General features: G+C 45.1%; 18 protein-coding genes and 1 other RNA gene. 14 read left to right on the forward strand and 5 right to left on the reverse strand.

Annotation, left to right across the window (positions count from 1 at the left end):
- Positions 1–52: 52 nt before the first annotated feature.
- From ACKKE8_RS12140 to ACKKE8_RS12155, 4 genes are all read left to right on the forward strand, one after another.
- Entirely contained in the window at positions 53–1,273 is a 1,221-nt protein-coding gene (locus tag ACKKE8_RS12140) for an amidohydrolase family protein (RefSeq protein ID WP_409178374.1), read from the forward strand.
- 150 nt (positions 1,274–1,423) lie between these two features.
- Positions 1,424–1,765: a LysM peptidoglycan-binding domain-containing protein gene (locus ACKKE8_RS12145; protein ID WP_409178375.1), complete on the forward strand. Its 342-nt coding sequence runs from the start codon at positions 1,424–1,426 to the stop codon at positions 1,763–1,765.
- Between the two features lie 100 nt (positions 1,766–1,865).
- Positions 1,866–2,054 (forward strand): hypothetical protein, encoded by a 189-nt coding sequence (locus ACKKE8_RS12150; protein WP_047068706.1) that lies wholly within the window; start codon positions 1,866–1,868, stop codon positions 2,052–2,054.
- Positions 2,055–2,234: 180 nt separating this feature from the next.
- Entirely contained in the window at positions 2,235–3,638 is a 1,404-nt protein-coding gene (locus ACKKE8_RS12155; protein ID WP_409178376.1) for an MDR family MFS transporter, read from the forward strand.
- 2 nt (positions 3,639–3,640) lie between these two features.
- Here the strand turns inward: ACKKE8_RS12155 and ACKKE8_RS12160 are convergent, their stop codons facing one another.
- Both ACKKE8_RS12160 and yfkAB read right to left on the reverse strand, forming a co-directional pair.
- Positions 3,641–3,895, reverse strand: a complete 255-nt coding sequence (locus ACKKE8_RS12160; protein WP_012685866.1) for an alpha/beta-type small acid-soluble spore protein — start codon at positions 3,893–3,895, stop codon at positions 3,641–3,643.
- A 31-nt stretch (positions 3,896–3,926) separates the two neighbouring features.
- Entirely contained in the window at positions 3,927–5,042 is a 1,116-nt protein-coding gene (gene yfkAB, locus ACKKE8_RS12165; RefSeq protein WP_409178377.1) for a radical SAM/CxCxxxxC motif protein YfkAB, read from the reverse strand.
- A 78-nt stretch (positions 5,043–5,120) separates the two neighbouring features.
- Between yfkAB and ACKKE8_RS12170 the strand changes: the two genes are divergently transcribed.
- Positions 5,121–5,804 carry a DUF1385 domain-containing protein gene (locus tag ACKKE8_RS12170; protein ID WP_409178378.1) on the forward strand — a complete coding sequence of 228 codons (684 nt, stop codon included), beginning with the start codon at positions 5,121–5,123 and terminating at the stop codon, positions 5,802–5,804.
- Between the two features lie 116 nt (positions 5,805–5,920).
- Here the strand turns inward: ACKKE8_RS12170 and ACKKE8_RS12175 are convergent, their stop codons facing one another.
- Together ACKKE8_RS12175 and ACKKE8_RS12180 are read right to left on the reverse strand one after the other, a co-directional pair.
- Complete coding sequence (locus ACKKE8_RS12175) at positions 5,921–6,454, reverse strand: gamma carbonic anhydrase family protein (protein WP_409178379.1); 534 nt, start codon at positions 6,452–6,454, stop codon at positions 5,921–5,923.
- A gap of 13 nt (positions 6,455–6,467) precedes the next feature.
- Positions 6,468–6,776 carry an iron-sulfur cluster biosynthesis family protein gene (locus tag ACKKE8_RS12180; protein WP_409178380.1) on the reverse strand — a complete coding sequence of 103 codons (309 nt, stop codon included), beginning with the start codon at positions 6,774–6,776 and terminating at the stop codon, positions 6,468–6,470.
- 116 nt (positions 6,777–6,892) lie between these two features.
- Between ACKKE8_RS12180 and rnpB the strand changes: the two genes are divergently transcribed.
- The 4 genes from rnpB (at position 6,893) to ACKKE8_RS12200 (ending at position 12,155) form a co-directional block, all read left to right on the forward strand.
- Positions 6,893–7,282: RNase P RNA component class B (rnpB, locus tag ACKKE8_RS12185), an RNA gene on the forward strand.
- A 278-nt stretch (positions 7,283–7,560) separates the two neighbouring features.
- Entirely contained in the window at positions 7,561–9,897 is a 2,337-nt protein-coding gene (locus ACKKE8_RS12190) for an S-layer homology domain-containing protein (protein WP_409178381.1), read from the forward strand.
- Between the two features lie 163 nt (positions 9,898–10,060).
- Positions 10,061–11,572 carry a monooxygenase gene (locus tag ACKKE8_RS12195; protein ID WP_409178382.1) on the forward strand — a complete coding sequence of 504 codons (1,512 nt, stop codon included), beginning with the start codon at positions 10,061–10,063 and terminating at the stop codon, positions 11,570–11,572.
- Between the two features lie 97 nt (positions 11,573–11,669).
- Positions 11,670–12,155 carry a MarR family transcriptional regulator gene (locus ACKKE8_RS12200; protein WP_409178383.1) on the forward strand — a complete coding sequence of 162 codons (486 nt, stop codon included), beginning with the start codon at positions 11,670–11,672 and terminating at the stop codon, positions 12,153–12,155.
- 278 nt (positions 12,156–12,433) lie between these two features.
- Here ACKKE8_RS12200 and ACKKE8_RS12205 read toward each other — a convergent pair whose 3' ends face one another.
- Positions 12,434–12,637, reverse strand: a complete 204-nt coding sequence (locus ACKKE8_RS12205; RefSeq protein ID WP_409178384.1) for a helix-turn-helix domain-containing protein — start codon at positions 12,635–12,637, stop codon at positions 12,434–12,436.
- A 330-nt stretch (positions 12,638–12,967) separates the two neighbouring features.
- Between ACKKE8_RS12205 and ACKKE8_RS12210 the strand changes: the two genes are divergently transcribed.
- From ACKKE8_RS12210 to ACKKE8_RS12230, 5 genes are all read left to right on the forward strand, one after another.
- The gene (locus ACKKE8_RS12210; protein ID WP_409178385.1) at positions 12,968–14,329 is read left to right on the forward strand and encodes a helix-turn-helix domain-containing protein; all 1,362 of its coding nucleotides are present in this window, start codon (positions 12,968–12,970) and stop codon (positions 14,327–14,329) included.
- A gap of 2 nt (positions 14,330–14,331) precedes the next feature.
- The gene (locus ACKKE8_RS12215; RefSeq protein WP_409178386.1) at positions 14,332–14,481 is read left to right on the forward strand and encodes a hypothetical protein; all 150 of its coding nucleotides are present in this window, start codon (positions 14,332–14,334) and stop codon (positions 14,479–14,481) included.
- 294 nt (positions 14,482–14,775) lie between these two features.
- On the forward strand, positions 14,776–14,934 hold the full coding sequence (locus tag ACKKE8_RS12220) for an aspartyl-phosphate phosphatase Spo0E family protein (RefSeq protein WP_409178387.1): 159 nt from the start codon (positions 14,776–14,778) through the stop codon (positions 14,932–14,934).
- Between the two features lie 100 nt (positions 14,935–15,034).
- On the forward strand, positions 15,035–15,664 hold the full coding sequence (locus ACKKE8_RS12225) for a hypothetical protein (RefSeq protein ID WP_376897387.1): 630 nt from the start codon (positions 15,035–15,037) through the stop codon (positions 15,662–15,664).
- A 143-nt stretch (positions 15,665–15,807) separates the two neighbouring features.
- Positions 15,808–16,182, forward strand: a complete 375-nt coding sequence (locus ACKKE8_RS12230; protein WP_238543318.1) for a hypothetical protein — start codon at positions 15,808–15,810, stop codon at positions 16,180–16,182.
- Positions 16,183–16,873: the final 691 nt, after the last annotated feature.

Here is a 16,873-nt window from a genome sequence, read left to right on the forward strand (position 1 = left end):
ACTAACCAAGATTGAGGACAGATGATTTTCATTTTTGACAGGGGGGACAGAAATGAAATGGTTGATTGCTGATCGCGTTATTATCGGAGATGGAGAGCATGTAATCGAACAAGGCGCTGTTGGGATTGATGAGCGAGGAAAAATTGTAGCAGTAGGGACAGAATCGGAGCTTACGGATTCCATTTCGGAAGGAGAGGTAAAGCGGTACAGCGGATGCTCCATTTTGCCAGGCTTGATCGATTTACATGTTCATATCGGGTATTGGTGGAGCAAACCAGACTCGGCTGAGTACCGCAACAACGATGGACTCGTGGCTTTACTTGCAACAGCGAACTTGAAAGAGGCACTTTCCTTGGGGGTCACGACGATCCGCGATGTAGCAGCACCGGATGGATTGTGCAGTACGTTGAAGCTGGCAGCTAAGAACAAGTTCATTGTTTCCCCTCGTCTTTTTCAGGTAAATCAAGGGATTATTATGACCGGGGGGCACGGCTGGCAATTAGAGGGTGCCTTGCGAGAAGCAAATGGTCCGTGGGAAGTACGGACAGCCGTGCGTGAACAAGTGAGAGCAGGAGCAGACTGGATCAAGCTCATGACGAGCCATCGTACACCAACGCCGGAGTTCACACAAGAGGAGCTGGATGCGGCGGTTGATGAATCTCATCGCTTGGGACGGAAATGCTGTGTGCATGCCTCGCTCCAACCTGCGATCCAAATGGCGATTGATGCGGGATTTGATACGATCGAGCATGCGACGTTTATGACCGTCGAACAGGCAGAGCAGATGAAAGAAAAAGGACTGGTATGGGTACCGACCATGATCACCTTTTTTCAGATTGCTGATTATTACAAACATATTTGGAATGAGCAGCAACAGACGAATCAAGGCATATTGAGCGAAGGGATTATCGAGCAGGGGGCCTTTTTCGTCGAGTCGGAAAAGGCGTACCGCGAGAACTTCGCACGATTGATAAATACAGGCGTAAAGATCGCTACGGGTACGGATATCGTATTGGAAGGCTATCCGATTACACCTGTGGCAGAAGAGATCAAGCTGATGGTGGAGTTGGGGATGGAGCCAATTCGGGCGATTCAGGCGGCTACCCAGAACGCTGCTGAGGTGTTGGACCAAGGAAGTAAGATCGGTACGTTAGCGCCAGGTTACTTTGCAGATTTGCTTGTGGTAAAAGGGGATCCATTACAAGAGATAGAGGTTTTGAAGCAGGTAGAAGAAGTGTTTCTTGAGGGTGTAACTGTCTATTCCAATTGTTGATGGGACTAAGCCTTGTTCTTTCAGGTTTGTAACGGCGTTTGTACTGGGTGTTTGACTATTCTTTGCCAAAATGGGTATTGGTTTATCGCGCGGGTACCAAGGCGGGCATAGGTTAATAACGAATGATCACAGATAAAAGGAGTGAGATTCGTGAACTATGTAGTCCGTGCCGGAGATACGCTGAACAGCATTGCCGCTCGTTTTGGTGTATCCGTTCAGGAATTGATCCGCGTGAATAATATCGCATATCCCTACTACATTTACGTTGGTCAAAATTTGTACATTCCGATTACCCCGACACCAGCTCCAGGTGGGGATGTCGAACGTCGCTTGGATCGTCTGGAAAGGCGAGTGGATGCGCTTCGGGAAGACTTCCGCAGACTGGATAACCGTGTTGATCGATTAGAGAACCGTGTCACTCGTCTGGAGCGGGCCATTACGCCAACACCACCTCCGCGCCCACGTCCGACCGGCACACCTCGTCCACGCTAAGCTGCTGGATAGAGAGCCGAATAATTTTCCACACTTCGCAATTTCCTCTTCGCCCGATCCTGCATAAAGTGATACGAGAGGATTAAGAGGAGGTGCGGCCATGCTAGGGTTAAATGGAAAAAACATTCGACACCATTTCATGGGCGTCTATGGAAAAGTGGTGCAGATTCGGGAACTTGTGGATGTAATCGACCAAGTTTTTGACTCTGTAAACAAAGTGGGCGACATAGGAAAGGCGATGCTTGGACCTCGTAAGGCAAGTGCCAAAAAGCTCGACAAGCTGAGATGAATGGCAAAACAAAAAAACCGCGTCCATAATGGAGGCGGTTTTTATTTATGATTCATTCGTAGTTCTTAGGGGCAGACTCTATCATCAGAATAACTCATCAGAAAGAAAAAGTCTACTCTTTTTTTAAAAATTCCCTTATATTTTTGGAGCTGTTATCAACTGACTTCAAAAAAGGGAGTGATGGAAATGGAAAAGCGTCGCGTAGGATTTGTTACGGGTGGAGTGCTGATGGGGCTAGTCTTGTCATCGTTGGATCAGACGATTGTATCAACAGCCATGCCGACAATTACCAAAGAGCTGGGAGGTTTATCTCTTTATAGCTGGGTGTTCGCCATTTATATGCTCACATCGACCACGAGCATGCCCATTTATGGGAAAATGGCGGACTTGTTTGGACCGAGGAAAATGTATTTGATCGGTTTGTTTCTGTTTCTTGTGGGCTCTCTCCTTTGCGGCATGGCTAATTCCATGGCGGGTCTTATTGCCGCGAGAGGAGTCCAAGGTTTGGGCGCTGGGGCATTAATGCCGGTTGCATTTATCATTGTGGGTGAATTGTATCCACCCGAAAGGAGAGGCAAATTTCAAGGCCTTTTCGGAGCTGTCTTTGCCATGACGAGTATACTCGGTCCCTCGTTGGGAGGAATTCTCGTGGAGTATCTGCCATGGGGATGGATCTTCTTTATCAACCTTCCTATCGGTATCGCTGCCTTTTTGATCATTGCTCTAGCCTTTCGTGATCAGCGGCACTACGATAAGAAGCCTGTGATTGATTGGTATGGGGCGACTAGCTTGAGTGCAGCCATCATTCTCATCCTGCTGTCCCTTGTTATGGAGGGGAGGGAATACAAGTTTGGGTTAGGGGGAGCGGGTATCTTCCTACTCGGCTTGTTCATCTGGATTGAAACCAAAGCAAAGGAACCCCTGCTTCCGCTTTCCTTATTTCGCATTCCGGCCATCGGATATGGCAATCTTGTAGGATTCTTCGTGAGTGCCGCTTTGTTCGGTGCAATCGCATATACCCCTCTGTTCGTCCAAGGGGTACGCGGTGCGAGTCCGTCGGAGGCTGGATTCCTTTTAGTGCCACTCATGCTGTCGGCAGCGATTTCTTCGACGGTTGGGGGAAGATGGATGGAAAAAGCCTCCTTTCGGGCGATTCTGATTCCCAGCTTACTCATCATGGCGACAGGCTTTTTCCTTCTGAGTACGATGGATGGAGAGACAACCAACACACAGCTCGTCAGCTACATGTTTGTCACGGGTCTAGGCATGGGGGCAATCTATCCGGCACTCGGTACAGCAGCACACAGCGCTGTTAAACCGCAAGATCGGGGCGTGGCCATGTCGACATCGCAATTATTTCGTTCCATTGGGGGGACGATTGGTATTAGTGTGTTTGGGACCATTGTTGAATGGCGCACGCAGGCAGGAATGGTGTTTAGTGAAGCTTTGCACGGTGTCTTTGTCACTGGATTGATTCTGATTGGAGTCAGTTTGATAGCAAGTATCCTACTCGGCAATACTCGATTGCTCGACAAAGAACCCCGCCATTCGCATACATCAAATAGCGGGGTTCCCAAACAATAGGATCACGGTTTTTTATTCATGCCTTCCATTGCCATCCGAACCATTTCTTTGACCATACTGCCGCCCAAGCGTCCTCCGATTCGACCAGCATCGTGAGAGGTTAACTGTCCATTATAGCCGGGCTGCAATGGAACATGAATTTCTTCTGCGACCTCGAATTTGGCCTGCGCGGGATCAGCAACGTGTGCAACCTGCGCTTTTAGGGCGTCCAGTCCTTTTCTCGCCTCGGGGACGAGAGGGCGTTTGCGTCTGCTCATGGTAGATCACCTCACGCCCTAGTGTACCCAATTAGACGAGTGCTTTGCGCAGAGTGAAATCAGTCTCCTGATAGTAAGTATTAGCAACGAGCAGGTTAGGTCCTGCACATCCAGCAGCAGGGCAGAAGCAATTGATCTTCTTATTCAGTGTGTGTTCTTGCCATTTTTCAAACATCGACTGGAGCTGATTGGTTTGAATATTGCCCAATGGCTCTACATCCCCGAAATCGGTTACGATGACATCGCCGGTGAAAATGTTGATGTTAAGACGATTGCGACCATCTGGATCATTGCGAGTCGTCACATTTTTCGCAGAGCGCAGTCTGCTGATCAATTCCCTGTCCGCTGCTTCAGGACTACAAGCGAAAAACGGAAGCGTCCCAAAAAGCATCCACAAATCTTCATTGCGTACATCGAGCATCCGATGAATGGCTTGACGGAGCTCATCGAGTGAAAGGACATCCAGATCACGTGCAAAATCACTTGCATACATCGGGTGTACCTCATGTCGCTTGCTGCCCATCTCCTGAATCTGACGGTGAAGAGTATCGAGTTTTGTCCATGTGCGATGATTCAGCATCGTTTCGGCTGAGACAAATACACCTGCTTCCGAGAGTTTGCGAGCATTTTCCATCATCTCTTGAAACTGTGCTTCCGCTCTTTTAATTGAAACCGGCTGCCGTGCTTTTGCGTAAACAATATCATGGAATTCTTCGGGAGTAGACCAGTTCCAAGAAATATGCATGACGTCGATGTAAGGCAGGATCAACTCATACCGAGAAAACGGCATGGACATGTTGGAGTTGATTTGCGTCCGCAGCCCACGATCTGCTGCATATTGTAGAATAGGCCCGATCACAGTTTTCACGGTGCGCTCGCTGTACATCGGTTCTCCGCCTGTTATACTGATAGTAAGCAGATCTTTTGCTTCATCGAGACGACGGAGTATGAGATCGACAGGGAGAGCGGGATCGTCTTTGTATCGCAATGTATCACCAACCGCGCAATGCTCACAGCGGAGATTGCACAGATTCGTTACAGTAAACTCGACACTGGTAAGTTTATAGGCGGGGGGTGTCGCATTGAACAACGGCTCCCATGGATCGTGTAAAGGCGTTAATGGTGTAGTTGGAACCATGCGGATCAATTGTGGAAACCTCCTTCATTCTGCGTACAACTCAACCTATTATAACGACATTAGGGCGGAAGGAGAATAGCTAACGAGATGATTATGGGGATGTCTTTTGGACGCGGTGTGCTTTTTCATGATCGAAATGTGCTGGCTTGCGCGGAAGTAAAAGACGGCGTGATTCATATGTGGGCGGAAAAAATCACATTAAAAACGATTGGGAAGCTCTGGTATCGAATTTTTTTCTCCTTCCCGTGGTACTATCAATTGTTTCACCTCCTGCTTGCTGGTTATGCACTGGCAGTGATCGTGAAGCCTGACTGGGCCATCATCGATCCGATGTGGGTCGCTGTATACATCGCAGGCTTTCACTTCGTTTTTCCGAAAATGATGAAAAAATTTCACGGTGCGGAGCATAAAGTGTTTAGCTATGGGGGGAAGAAGTCGCTAGCAGCACTGAAAGAGATTCAACGGGCAAATATCGTGAATGACGGTTGCTCGACGAATCTGGTCGTGTGGTTTTTTACGGGGTTCATTTTGTCCGTTTTCTTTTTACCCCTAGAATGGAGCGTCGCATGCGGAGTAGCAGGACTGCTTGTTGGCATGCTCGGGGATCGCTACGTGCGTAAATATTTCGGATTTCTTTACAAGCTGTCGGCTTTCTTTCAAAAATACAGCACGACCAAAGAACCGGATCGGCTTCATTTAGAGACAGCGATCCGCTCGTATATGCTTTTTGAGCACATTCGCGAAGTGGATCGATTGCAGAATGCTTCGTAAGGGAAAAGCGGTGTTTCCACTATGGATACGCCGCTTTTTTGGTTCCATGCACAGGTTAGTCGTGGCATTGAATCCTGAAAAGTATTTTGGTGATATTTGTTAACTCGATCCTTTTCCTATTCGCGTTCTAGCGGGCTTTCTTCCAGTTGGCGATACGTCTTTCCTTTATCTACATACGATTGTCGAATGCGTACGAATTCTTTCAAGTCTGCCTCGTTAAGTTCGCGTTTTACTTTCGCTGGGTTGCCGACAACAAGCGAGCGAGGCGGCACCTTCATACCTGGAGGAACGAGGGCACCCGCAGCAACCATCGCTTCTTCCCCGATTTCCGCACGATCCAAAACAATCGCACCCATTCCGATCAATGCGCCGCGTCGTACCACGCAGCTATGTAAAACAGCATTATGTCCAACGGTCACCTCGTCTTCGAGGATCAACGGGTTGTTCGGGCTTTGATGCAGGGTGCTGTTGTCTTGCACACTGACGCGTTTTCCAATGACGGTTGGAGCGATGTCCCCGCGGATCACGGTGTTGTACCAAATAGAAGAATCCTCGCCGATTTCGACATCACCAGAAACGACGGAGCCTTTTGCCAGGAAAACAGTAGGGTGAATCTTTGGTTTGATGTTTTCAAATGATAAGAGCAGCATAGTAACCTCCTAATCAATGAGTAAGCGAGCAATCAGTTTGCATCGGGCGCGGATGGAAAATGGAGAATCGGCCAGTTGCAGGATCGCAGTCGATGACTGTCCCGGAGAGCTTGTCTATCTCATGCGTTTGATAAAAGAAATGAATCCCACTTATGTTTTGGGCAATATCGTGTTTGTCCGCTTCCGTAATGGCGATGCTATATGTATAGCTACCACAACCTGTCGTAGTCGGGACGAGTCGGATTCCGAGCTGTTCCGCATCCGATTCTTCCGCGATCATTTGTGCAAGACGTACTGCCGCAGTTGGAGTAATGGTTATCATCGTCATACCTCCTCGTAGCCATTTCTATTGTACTACAAATGGACCTTCCAAATCCTGCTTGTTGACCATGTATGAAGCATGTGATAGAGTAAATATTACTGATTCTGATGTGCAGGAAATGTGGGTAGTCGCTGCCGCAATCGTTTCGACGATTGGCGGTAGAGGAAAGTCCAGGCTCGCCCAGGCTGAGATGCCTGGAGTGTTCGTACCTGGTGCAAGCCAGGGCAGTGAGGCGCCAAGCTTTGCTGACGGCGTGGAAAGGGCTCTCTCTGAGGCCCGAGTACGCTGAAAGTGCCACAGAAACGTAGCTTTTCTGGCGACAGAAAAGATGGAACGCGGTAAACCCTGCGAGCGAGAAACCCAAATTAGGTAGGGGAACCGTCCTGAAGGAATCAAACGGAAAGGACGGATGGTATCTTCGGATGCCATAGATAGATGGCTACCGCTCTTGGTGCGAGGGATTGCCCCGCTTGAAGCACGGGAGAGACAGAACCTGGCTTATAGCATTTCCTGCTGGAATGAAACGTAAAACCACCTGAGATCTCAGGTGGTTTTTTTACGTTCTGCGAAATATCGTGAACCCGCTACCTATCAATGTTTGAAGACAGTGGAATGAATTACCGTGAACAAGCTTTGAAACTTTTTTGGAAATGTTGTCGTCTAAAAAGAGCATTCGGCCGAAGAAAACAGTTCTACTGAGGACTATTCCATCATTTCTTCAAATGGGAGTGTCTGCTGGAGAGAATGAACTGATAAAACGGTTACATCGATGGAGGGGTTTATTTTGCAAAAAGCAAAGAATCGAGCAAGCAAAGATTTTAAAAAATTATTAGCGACAGCAATTCTGGCAGGTTCGCTTGCGTTGCCGGGTACCGGATGGGCTGCTACGGCACTGCCATTCTCCGACATCGGAGGAAACGTAAATAAAGACGCGATTCTGAAATTGAATTATGCCGGTGTGTTAAAAGGTTATACCGATGGCACGTTTAAGCCGAATAAAGAAGTGACGAGAGCAGAGTTCGCCAAAGTTGCGGTACTGGCACTCGGGTACACAGATGCCCAAGCAAAGCTTTTGCAAGGAAAAACAGTCTTTAAAGACCTGCCTGCAGATCACTGGGCGACAGGCTATATCAATCTCGCCGTATCGCAAGGCATTATCAAGGGCTATCCGGATGGCACCTTCAAACCGAATCACAACGTAAAAATTGCGGAAGCGTTGACTGTTTACGTTCAAGGCTTGAAGATCGACGTTAGTCCATCAGCATCAAGCGAGTGGTACATCCCGTACTTGCTGGAAGCGGACAGAGCAGGTATTTACGATGCAAAAGAAACACCGACAGCAGCAGCTCCGCGTGATACCGTTGCGAAGTATACCGATCGCTTTATGGAAACGCCTGTATACGCAAACGGCGCATACTACGACAAAGATGGCAATGCAAAAGGAACCATTCAGAAGCTGCCAGTAGTGAAGGGTGCAGTTGCTTCGTATGACAAGTCTGGTAAAAAGCTGAAACTAGTCGGACAAAACAAAGAAATCGAAATTGCTGATTCCGCGCAAGTATACGGCAATCTGGTCGTAGGCGCCCAAGTCGAATACATCACGAAAAACGGCCGAGTGGCTTTCCTCACCGTTGCTACTTCTGACTCCGAAATCGTCGAAGGAATCGTGAAGACTGGCCTTAATTTTACAACGGCTGTAGGCGATGAGAAGAAATTCAAGGCAATCGTCAATGGAAGAGAAGTCGTTTTGGAAGTAGAAGATGGCGTAAATGTAAGCCGTTCTCACATCGGCCAAAAGTTCGTGGCAGTCGTTGGCGACAATGGCAAGATCAAGTCCATCACGATTAGTGACAACTCGACAAAAGGAATTGTGGAAAAAGTATCTTCCGTGAGCGGTTCCAACTCGAAGAAAGAGCTGAAAGTAGACGGCACGACCTATGCTCTAGATTCCAAAGCAACGATCAAAGGCAAGGCGCATCCAGAGGCGAAAGCAACAAGTGCTTCGTTCTCTGACATCGAAAAAGATGACTTAGTCGAGCTGACACTCAACGTGGACGGCAAAGTATCTGAGCTAGTTTACACGAAGCTGAGCTTCACAGATACAATTACCGTTGATACAGACAAAAACCTGATTCGCGTTGGCAGCTTCAATTACGAGGTGCATGAAGATACCGAGTTGTTCGTAGACGAAGACGAAGTAGATGAACTGGATGAGTTGACGAGCGGCCAAATTGCAGTTCTTACATTTGACAAGAATGGAAATCTGGTGAAAGTAGAGCAAGGTGTAGGGGCAGCTACGAACAAGCTGGTCTCTGACACAACCGCGTATGCAGCAGGAAAGCTGGCAACTGTGAAAATCGATGGGAAAACCTACGATATCTTGACCAACGCGAAGCTGACTGTCGATGGCGACTCCGTATCACCAACGACGATTAAAACCGATCAATTTAATGACCACCGTATCCTTACATGGAAATACAACGTCGGCACGAATGACATTGTGGAGCTGACTTTGGAAAAGCAAACCGTAAAAGGATACGTGACGAAAAAGTCCGGTTCCAAAATTACTGTAAACGGTAAAGTGTATGAGCTCTTGTCCGGCGTCACCATTGACAGCGATGCAGCATCCAACGACAAAGAATACACGCTGACACTCAACAACGCTGGCAAAGTAAAGGCCGTTACAGGTGCGCCTAAGAAAGTAAGCGGCGTGGTTGACTCTGTTGAGGTTCGTAACGATGACGGCAAGGTGACTTCCGCGAAAGTAGAGGTTAACGGCAAGACGTACGATGTAACGGATGAGGATGCGATTGAAGACGTCGATCAATTTGAGTACGTGACATTGACCCTTGATCGTGACGGCGATGTCATAGACGCTTCCGTCAGTGGAAAGCTGGCGAAGGAAAACGTGAGCTTCGTCGGAATTGAATCCCGTGTGAACAAAGACAAATACGTATTCTTCGATAACGTATCGACGAGCCTGAAGATGACGGAAGACGCGAAGATCAAATACTACAACGGTAATGACTTGAAAGAAAGCGAGCTTTCCTCCAAGGACAAAGTGGATTTGTGGACAAATGATCAAGGTCATGTTTATGTTATCGTAGTAGCCAAACGATAAAAAAATAGAAAAGGCGATCTCTAGCTCGTTTCGAGAAGGGGTCGCCTTTTCATTTGTCGGCATAGTCTTTAGTAAGTATTTAATTGAAAAACATTTTCAATTAAAAGAGGATGTGATATATTCATATTGTTTCGTGCAAAACAAAAATAGAGGAGTGGTTTCCATGCAATTCGATTATGAGGTAATTATTGTTGGCGGTGGACCAGTTGGAATGATGCTGGCTGCAGAGCTGGCGTTGGCCAAAGTGAAGGTGTGCGTGCTTGAGCGCTTAAGGGAAACAACCCCTTATTCTCGCGCACTCACTGTACATCCGCGCACACTGGAAATCCTGGATATGCGCGGGTTGAAAGCGAAATTACTTGATAGAGGAAAGCCGATTGCGACAGGGCATTTTGCAGCACTTGATACCCGCTTGGATTTTTCCGTTTTGGATTCTTCCTCCAACTACACACTGATTATTCCCCAACATGACACGGAGAAGGTACTAGAGGAGTGGGCAAAAAGTCTAGGGGTGGAAATACGCAGGGAAGTGGAGGTATTGGCAGTACACCAAGATCAGCAGGGGGCTGAGGTTGAGGCTGTCGGGCCGAATGGAAAGGCTGTACTGACGGCACTCTATGTGGTCGGTGCAGATGGCGCTGCCAGCATTGTCCGCAAGCAGGCAGGCATTCCGTTTATCGGTAAGAATGCGACTTTTACGGCTATGCAAGGAGATGTTGTTTTGAAAAATCCGCCGGAATCGGGAGTTCCTTCCTACTTTAATGAGCAAGGTTTGGTCATGATTGTACCCTTGCCAAAAGGGATGCATCGGGTGGTGCTGATCGATCCGGAGCGAATGGCAGTGCCAAAGGAAGAACCCGTTACATTGGAAGAATTGCGCGCTAGTTTACTGCGTATTCTTGGAGACGATTTAGGAATTTCCGATCCGTTTTGGATGACTCGTTTTGGCAATGCAACCTTGCAAGCTCAGCGTTATCGGGAAGGACGGATTTTCCTGGTGGGAGATGCGGCGCATATTCATTTTCCAGCCGGAGGACAGGGGATGAACGTAGGCCTGCAAGAGGCAATCAACCTAGGGTGGAAGCTGGCAGCCCATTTAAAAGGCTGGGCACCGGATTGGCTGTTGGACAGCTATCATGCAGAGCGTTTCCCTATCAATACCGCATTGCTAACGAATACACAGGTGCAGTCGCTGCTATTCGGTGGTTCAGAATTCTCACCAACCATCAACGCATTGAGGAATATGGTGTCCAACCTACTGCAAATACCCGAGGCAAATTATCGGCTGGCTACCCAAATCTCTGCGTTCAATGTCCAGTATGAATCGGATGGGGAGATGCAGCCGCATGTATTGAATGGTCGGCGTTTTACAGAGTTGAATCTGCGTCTGGAGAACGATGAGTGCCAGAATGCATACGAGCTTTTTCATTCCGGTTCATTCCTCTTGCTCCATTTCGGCTCGGATGAACGATTGGACGATGCTGTAGATTGGTCGAAATACAAGCATGTTCATGTCGTTCGCGCTTCGCTTGCGAAGGAAGCTGCTGATTGGCATGATGTACATACCGCGTTGATTCGACCGGATGGATATGTCGCATGGGCGGTTTCCCAGGAGGAGTCTAATCCGATGGAAGCGATTCGGAAAGGAATCATCCACTGGTGCGGACATAATTGATTACAACACGATTGTTTTGCGCAAAACAAAATGAAATTGTTTTTCTCGAAACAATCAGTATATAATGGAGAGGAGATGGTTAACTAGGAGACATGATATGCAAAGCACAGAACTTTCCAAGCAAAGGATCATACAGCTTTACATTCAGCTAGTCACGCAGCAAGAGCTGCGAGAAAGCAAATTGACTGCGCGAATGGCAGAAGAGATGCAGATGCTGGAATCCGAGATGGGGATGAAGCTAAACCTAACGCTATCCGAAATTCATTTCATCGCCTGCATCGGGGATCATGGTCCCATCAATGTCACCACGATTTCGGAAAAAGTCAATTTAACGAAAGGGTCCATAACGCGGATCAGCAAAAAGTTATGGAAGCTTGATTTAATTAAAAGGCAACAGCTGGTTGATAATAAGAAAGAAGTGTACTATCGGCTAACTGCAAAAGGACAAAAGCTGTATAAGATTCATCATCGGATGCATCAGGACATTGAGCAGCGATTTATGAGCTTTTTGGATAAATACACACCGGAGCAATTAGCATTTTCCCGCGAACTGCTGGAGGACTTGCTGGATTGGGATTTCTGAAATCGTAGACAAAGGGGCGCCATCGACTGATGGTGTCCTTTTTATTGCCTCGGGGGCCTCTTGACAACTGAAATGGTTTCTCTCGTTGATCTAGTAACATAGGTTCAAAAAAAAGATAATTATGACCAAGAATAATTATATCAGTCGACTTCGCGTGAAAAATATGTCTGTGAACAGAACTCTCGATAAGTAAAAAGCCGAATTACCCCACGGTAATCCGGCTTTTTTGCTTATTTAACCTTATGGTTGAATTTTGCATTTCCCATAGGAAACCGCTCTTAGTTAGGTATACGTCTGTCTTTCCACTCGTCAACTTCTCTTGGATCGATGTCGAGAACTTCGCAAATATGTAGCGCAATCGTAACAGTGGGATTGGTAATCCCGTATTCAATGTTCTGATAGTGTTTCAAGGAAACGTTTATGATTCTGCTTATTTTTTCCTGGGATAATTTCTTTTCTATTCGGGCATCTTTTAGTTTCAATTCTTGGAAGCTCTCCTTGAATCGTTTACTCATATGTTAACCTGTTAGCGAATTTTTGATGACCCACGATACTTGGCGAATTAAAATACACGTATTATACTTACTATTATTGCCAAGCATTTACATTTTGATAACCTCTAAAAACTAAGATGAAAGTGGAATGAAAATTCATAGAAGGATGTGAACTCCATGCATGAGTAATATAATTGACGGATCGTAAGTAAGTTCAAGGGGAATTTATGGTAAATATTCACAAATGCTTGCGACGATTATAAAATGTGGGAAGTTAAGTGTTTCTTATGTACACTACTAAGGGGGATTTCTTTTAGTATGGAAACAAGAAAAACAACACAAAAATCGATACGCTCTGAAATAGATAGAAATATAAAAGAGAACGGATATACACTTAGTAAACTCAGTGAATTGAGTGGTGTTAATCCCGGACATTTGAGTGAGATCCTTAATAGCAATCCACCACGTGCCATTACAATTGGTCAGCTTGACACGTTGGCTAAGGTCTTTAAAAAGGCTCCTGGTTGGTTGTACGAGTTATACCCGGAAGAGTGCATAGCCGAGGAAAAAATTTCGCGTCCACGTTTGATCCCTTACTTGGTTCGATGTGCCGAGATCGGGCGTCAGGATTGTATTGATGTGGTTGTCTCAAGATTGCTAGAGAACCCTAAAAACGTTTCCATTCTCTTCACTGTTGCAGAGCAATTATTTCAAACTGGTGGAAAGGCTATGTCAGTCCCTTTTTATCAGCTAGTGATTGAAACGGAAAAAGATAGTCATTCGGATCACTTTCTGATAAGTCAATATCGGTTATTTCGTGCGTTACAAGGTACAAGCCCTGAAGACAACTGGAAAGCGGTCACACGGTTTGAACCCTATCGGAACAGATTATCCGAACATCACCAATTGGGCGCGTTGCTACATCTAGCCAATGCGTGCTACATGTTGCAGAAGTGGAAAGATGTTGAAAAATATGCTGACGAATTACGGACCTTAGCTATTGCAGTCTATCAGGATCAACTAAGCAAGAAAGAGAGCGGTAAAATGGATGAAATGTTACATACGGAACGTCATCTAGTTGTGTACTATGGCCAAAGCTCCTTGTTAAAAGGAGTTGCTCTGACAATGCAAGAACAATATGAAGAAGCGGAAAAACACGTGATCGAATATACTGATCTTACTTGGTTTGAACTGTTAGATGAGATAGGGCATAAAGAAGTAAAGAAATTCAATATATGGGGCAGGGCTAACTTATATGGGCTTAACTTGAAGAAGGGAAACGTGAGTATCCTATCAGAGTATGTTGCTTTCTTAAAGGAACATCCAAATGAAATTCTCCCTGGGATGTTGACTATCATCGAAGCAGCCAATAAACATAATTTTTGTATAGATGAGCTACTACATCGTTATTCTGCCAATCTATCCAGCTTTCATGACCATCAGAATCCTATTAATTTGAGTCAGAATTTTCACTTTTGGGATCAAAAGACTGAATATGAATTTAGAAAAGGAAACACGTCACAAGCGATAGATCAGTTACTGATGTGCCTGGATTTATCTGACAAAATGACCTATCACCAAGGATTTAAACGTTGTGTCACAAAGTTTTGGAAACACTTGCCACACGCAACAAATGAGCAAAAAGATCGCTATGAAGCCATTTTAGAAGGGAGAGTGTGAATATGAAGAAATTTTTTGTTTTGTTATCCATGGCTTTGAGTTTTGGGCTATTTTCCAGTGTTGGCCAGGCTTCTATAGGAAGCGAAACGCCATCTATTTCTGCTGTTTCTCCTCCTCAAGTTATGCAATATCATCACGGCGTAGGAGGCTAAATAGAGTTTGATAAAGGGTTCGAAAAAGCATCCCAAACAAAAAAGGGATGCTTTTGTTATTTTCCCATTTTTCTAAGAACAGTGAATTTGGGAAATTGCAGTATAGTTATAAATGTATCTATTGTTAAAATAAGGGAGGCGATAACCATAGGAGCTATTGCATATAAAAAGGGCGTTCCACCCCTTTGCCAGGTTAAAGGAACGCCCGCAGGAGGAGCAGATACAGCTCCTATAAGTAAATGTAACACGCTAGCGTTAGATCAGGAAGGAGGAACTTATCACGATGTAGATCATTTGAAAAACATTGTGGAACAATTACGGGAACAACTGGTGCAATTGTTTTTGGAGAAAAATGATTTGTTGGATGATGAAGTCGTGGAATTAAGTCAGCAATTGGATCAGTACATTCTGGTAATTCAATCAAGAATGATGCAAAAAAAAGAAAAAAAGTAGATAAGGTTTTATTTGAATTAAGGTTATAGAAACCTAATTTGGAAATATATGTTATAATTGCCTTGGATTTAAAATTTCTAACAATATGCAGGAGGGTAAAATGAATATTAAGAAAATTTCTTTCGCAACTCTCTTACTTAGCAGTTTAGTTGTATCTGGAGCTGGCTCTGCTTTCGCAGTATCTCAAGGTGAGACTATTAAAATAGGTAACTTAAAAATCGTTGAACGTGTATATGAGAACCCAGTAGAGTATGATTTTACAGATGACCTTACAAAGAGTGATTCATCTAAGATTGGTCCCTTAGGCAATGATATGACTGGCAAAGTATATGAAATGTCTAAGAAGGACCTATACAAAGCAAAATCTTATGAAGCTGATATTGAGAACGATAGTAGCGAAAACGATACCTTTTCAAGGAAGGTTACAAGAAAAACATTTCTAACCGGAAAAATAGGCGTGGAAGCCGAGACGAAAGTCAACTGGAGGATAATAGAGGGAAAAGTGGGGATTAATGCAGAAGTTTCCTTTGGAGATGAAGACATTGTAGAAACAACCCACAGTTGGGTCATACCAAAGCGTACGATTACAACCGTTGAATACGGATCAAAAGCCGTAAAAACAACTGGAAGCTTAAACGAATATTTTCAAGGCAGAGTAGTAGATTCTAACTACGTTAACGTCAAATACTCGTACAAAGAGTATTCTAGTAAAAAATCAAAAGATCTATGATCCGACCTCTCCATATACTTCTCCTTCTGTTCATAGTTCTTCTTAGTGGCTGTAGCGAGGCAGTAACAGTCCCTAAAGAGAAGTCATATGTAACTGTCTACGATTATTTCGAAGAAATTACAGGGGAGAATCTAAAAACATCCGTGCTTCAAATAACAAAAAACGGTAATTCGGCAGAACTCACGTTACGAATCTTAATTTCGGACGATTTAAGAGAAAAAATGATGCATACGGAAAAACCCATTTACTTTACGTTTGCAGATATGCCAGGCAACGAGACCATTAAAAATTTGCTTGCTGAGACTCCTTCACACGTTCAAATTGAGTTCAACAGTAAAGAGAATCGGTATACGATTTCGCAACAGCTAAAGCTAAAAGAAAATTTGACGGAAGATGATGAACAGGCGCTATTGTCTCCTGCTAATTACCGATTTCAGGTCAGCAACGAAGAAAAGCTCTCCGTAGCTAGTTTTATGGGTTTAGAATATTCGCTACTTCCTGAAGATAATCAGAAGTAGCAAATCGCTTGTTACGAATTGTACCTCTTGTGGTAAACGTGGCCACAGCCTACATGGTATTTTTTGGGTGGTACCGCCAACCAAATGTGACTTGGATGTAATAAAAAACTCGTATTCCTGTACGCTAAGGAACACGAGTTTTTTCATATTGCCGGTACCCTTTATTTTTCGAGTCTAATACATTATTTTCAGTGAACACCTAGGCTTTCTATCAACTACTTGTTAGTATCCCTCATCGTGCTATATGGCAAACGTAAAGAGTGCGCCTACAAAGAGGTTTAAATGATTCTCATTTTAAAGATTCGGACCACTTTAAGCCTAACTGAAATGCTGATGTGGCATAATTTACCTAATCATGTGGTCATAAAGACATGTCAATTAAGTTGAAACGGAGTTTACTGTTTAGTGTGGTTATTTATTTGCTTGGGCACTTGGACTATAGTGCTACAAAGTATGACAGAATCTAAAGTGGTATCAAAGTCATCTAAAAAAATAATCATCATCATCAGAAAACGATTGTCGTTAATAAATATACCGTAAAAACAGAGGCTGAAATATTGAATTACGGAGCCGATCCGATACTTGCAACACAGTATGCTCCTGAACACCCAACCAAGTTAGGGACCCCAATCGCAGAGGCAAGAATGTTGGGGAATCGTGAAATGATTGCATTACTAGAAGCATACATCCA

Origin of the sequence: Brevibacillus fortis, assembly GCF_046196545.1 — a bacterium.
GTDB lineage: Bacteria > Bacillota > Bacilli > Brevibacillales > Brevibacillaceae > Brevibacillus > Brevibacillus fortis_A.

Coding starts and splice junctions, on each gene's coding strand:
- ACKKE8_RS12155 (WP_409178376.1), top strand. CDS start 2,235: ATGGAAATGGAAAAGCGTCGCGTAGGATTTGTTACGGGTGGAGTGCTG.
- ACKKE8_RS12170 (WP_409178378.1), top strand. CDS start 5,121: ATGATTATGGGGATGTCTTTTGGACGCGGTGTGCTTTTTCATGATCGA.
- ACKKE8_RS12150 (WP_047068706.1), top strand. CDS start 1,866: ATGCTAGGGTTAAATGGAAAAAACATTCGACACCATTTCATGGGCGTC.
- ACKKE8_RS12225 (WP_376897387.1), top strand. CDS start 15,035: ATGAATATTAAGAAAATTTCTTTCGCAACTCTCTTACTTAGCAGTTTA.
- ACKKE8_RS12175 (WP_409178379.1), bottom strand. CDS start 6,454: ATGCTGCTCTTATCATTTGAAAACATCAAACCAAAGATTCACCCTACT.
- ACKKE8_RS12195 (WP_409178382.1), top strand. CDS start 10,061: ATGCAATTCGATTATGAGGTAATTATTGTTGGCGGTGGACCAGTTGGA.
- ACKKE8_RS12160 (WP_012685866.1), bottom strand. CDS start 3,895: ATGAGCAGACGCAAACGCCCTCTCGTCCCCGAGGCGAGAAAAGGACTG.
- ACKKE8_RS12210 (WP_409178385.1), top strand. CDS start 12,968: ATGGAAACAAGAAAAACAACACAAAAATCGATACGCTCTGAAATAGAT.
- ACKKE8_RS12200 (WP_409178383.1), top strand. CDS start 11,670: ATGCAAAGCACAGAACTTTCCAAGCAAAGGATCATACAGCTTTACATT.
- ACKKE8_RS12215 (WP_409178386.1), top strand. CDS start 14,332: ATGAAGAAATTTTTTGTTTTGTTATCCATGGCTTTGAGTTTTGGGCTA.
- ACKKE8_RS12180 (WP_409178380.1), bottom strand. CDS start 6,776: ATGATAACCATTACTCCAACTGCGGCAGTACGTCTTGCACAAATGATC.
- ACKKE8_RS12140 (WP_409178374.1), top strand. CDS start 53: ATGAAATGGTTGATTGCTGATCGCGTTATTATCGGAGATGGAGAGCAT.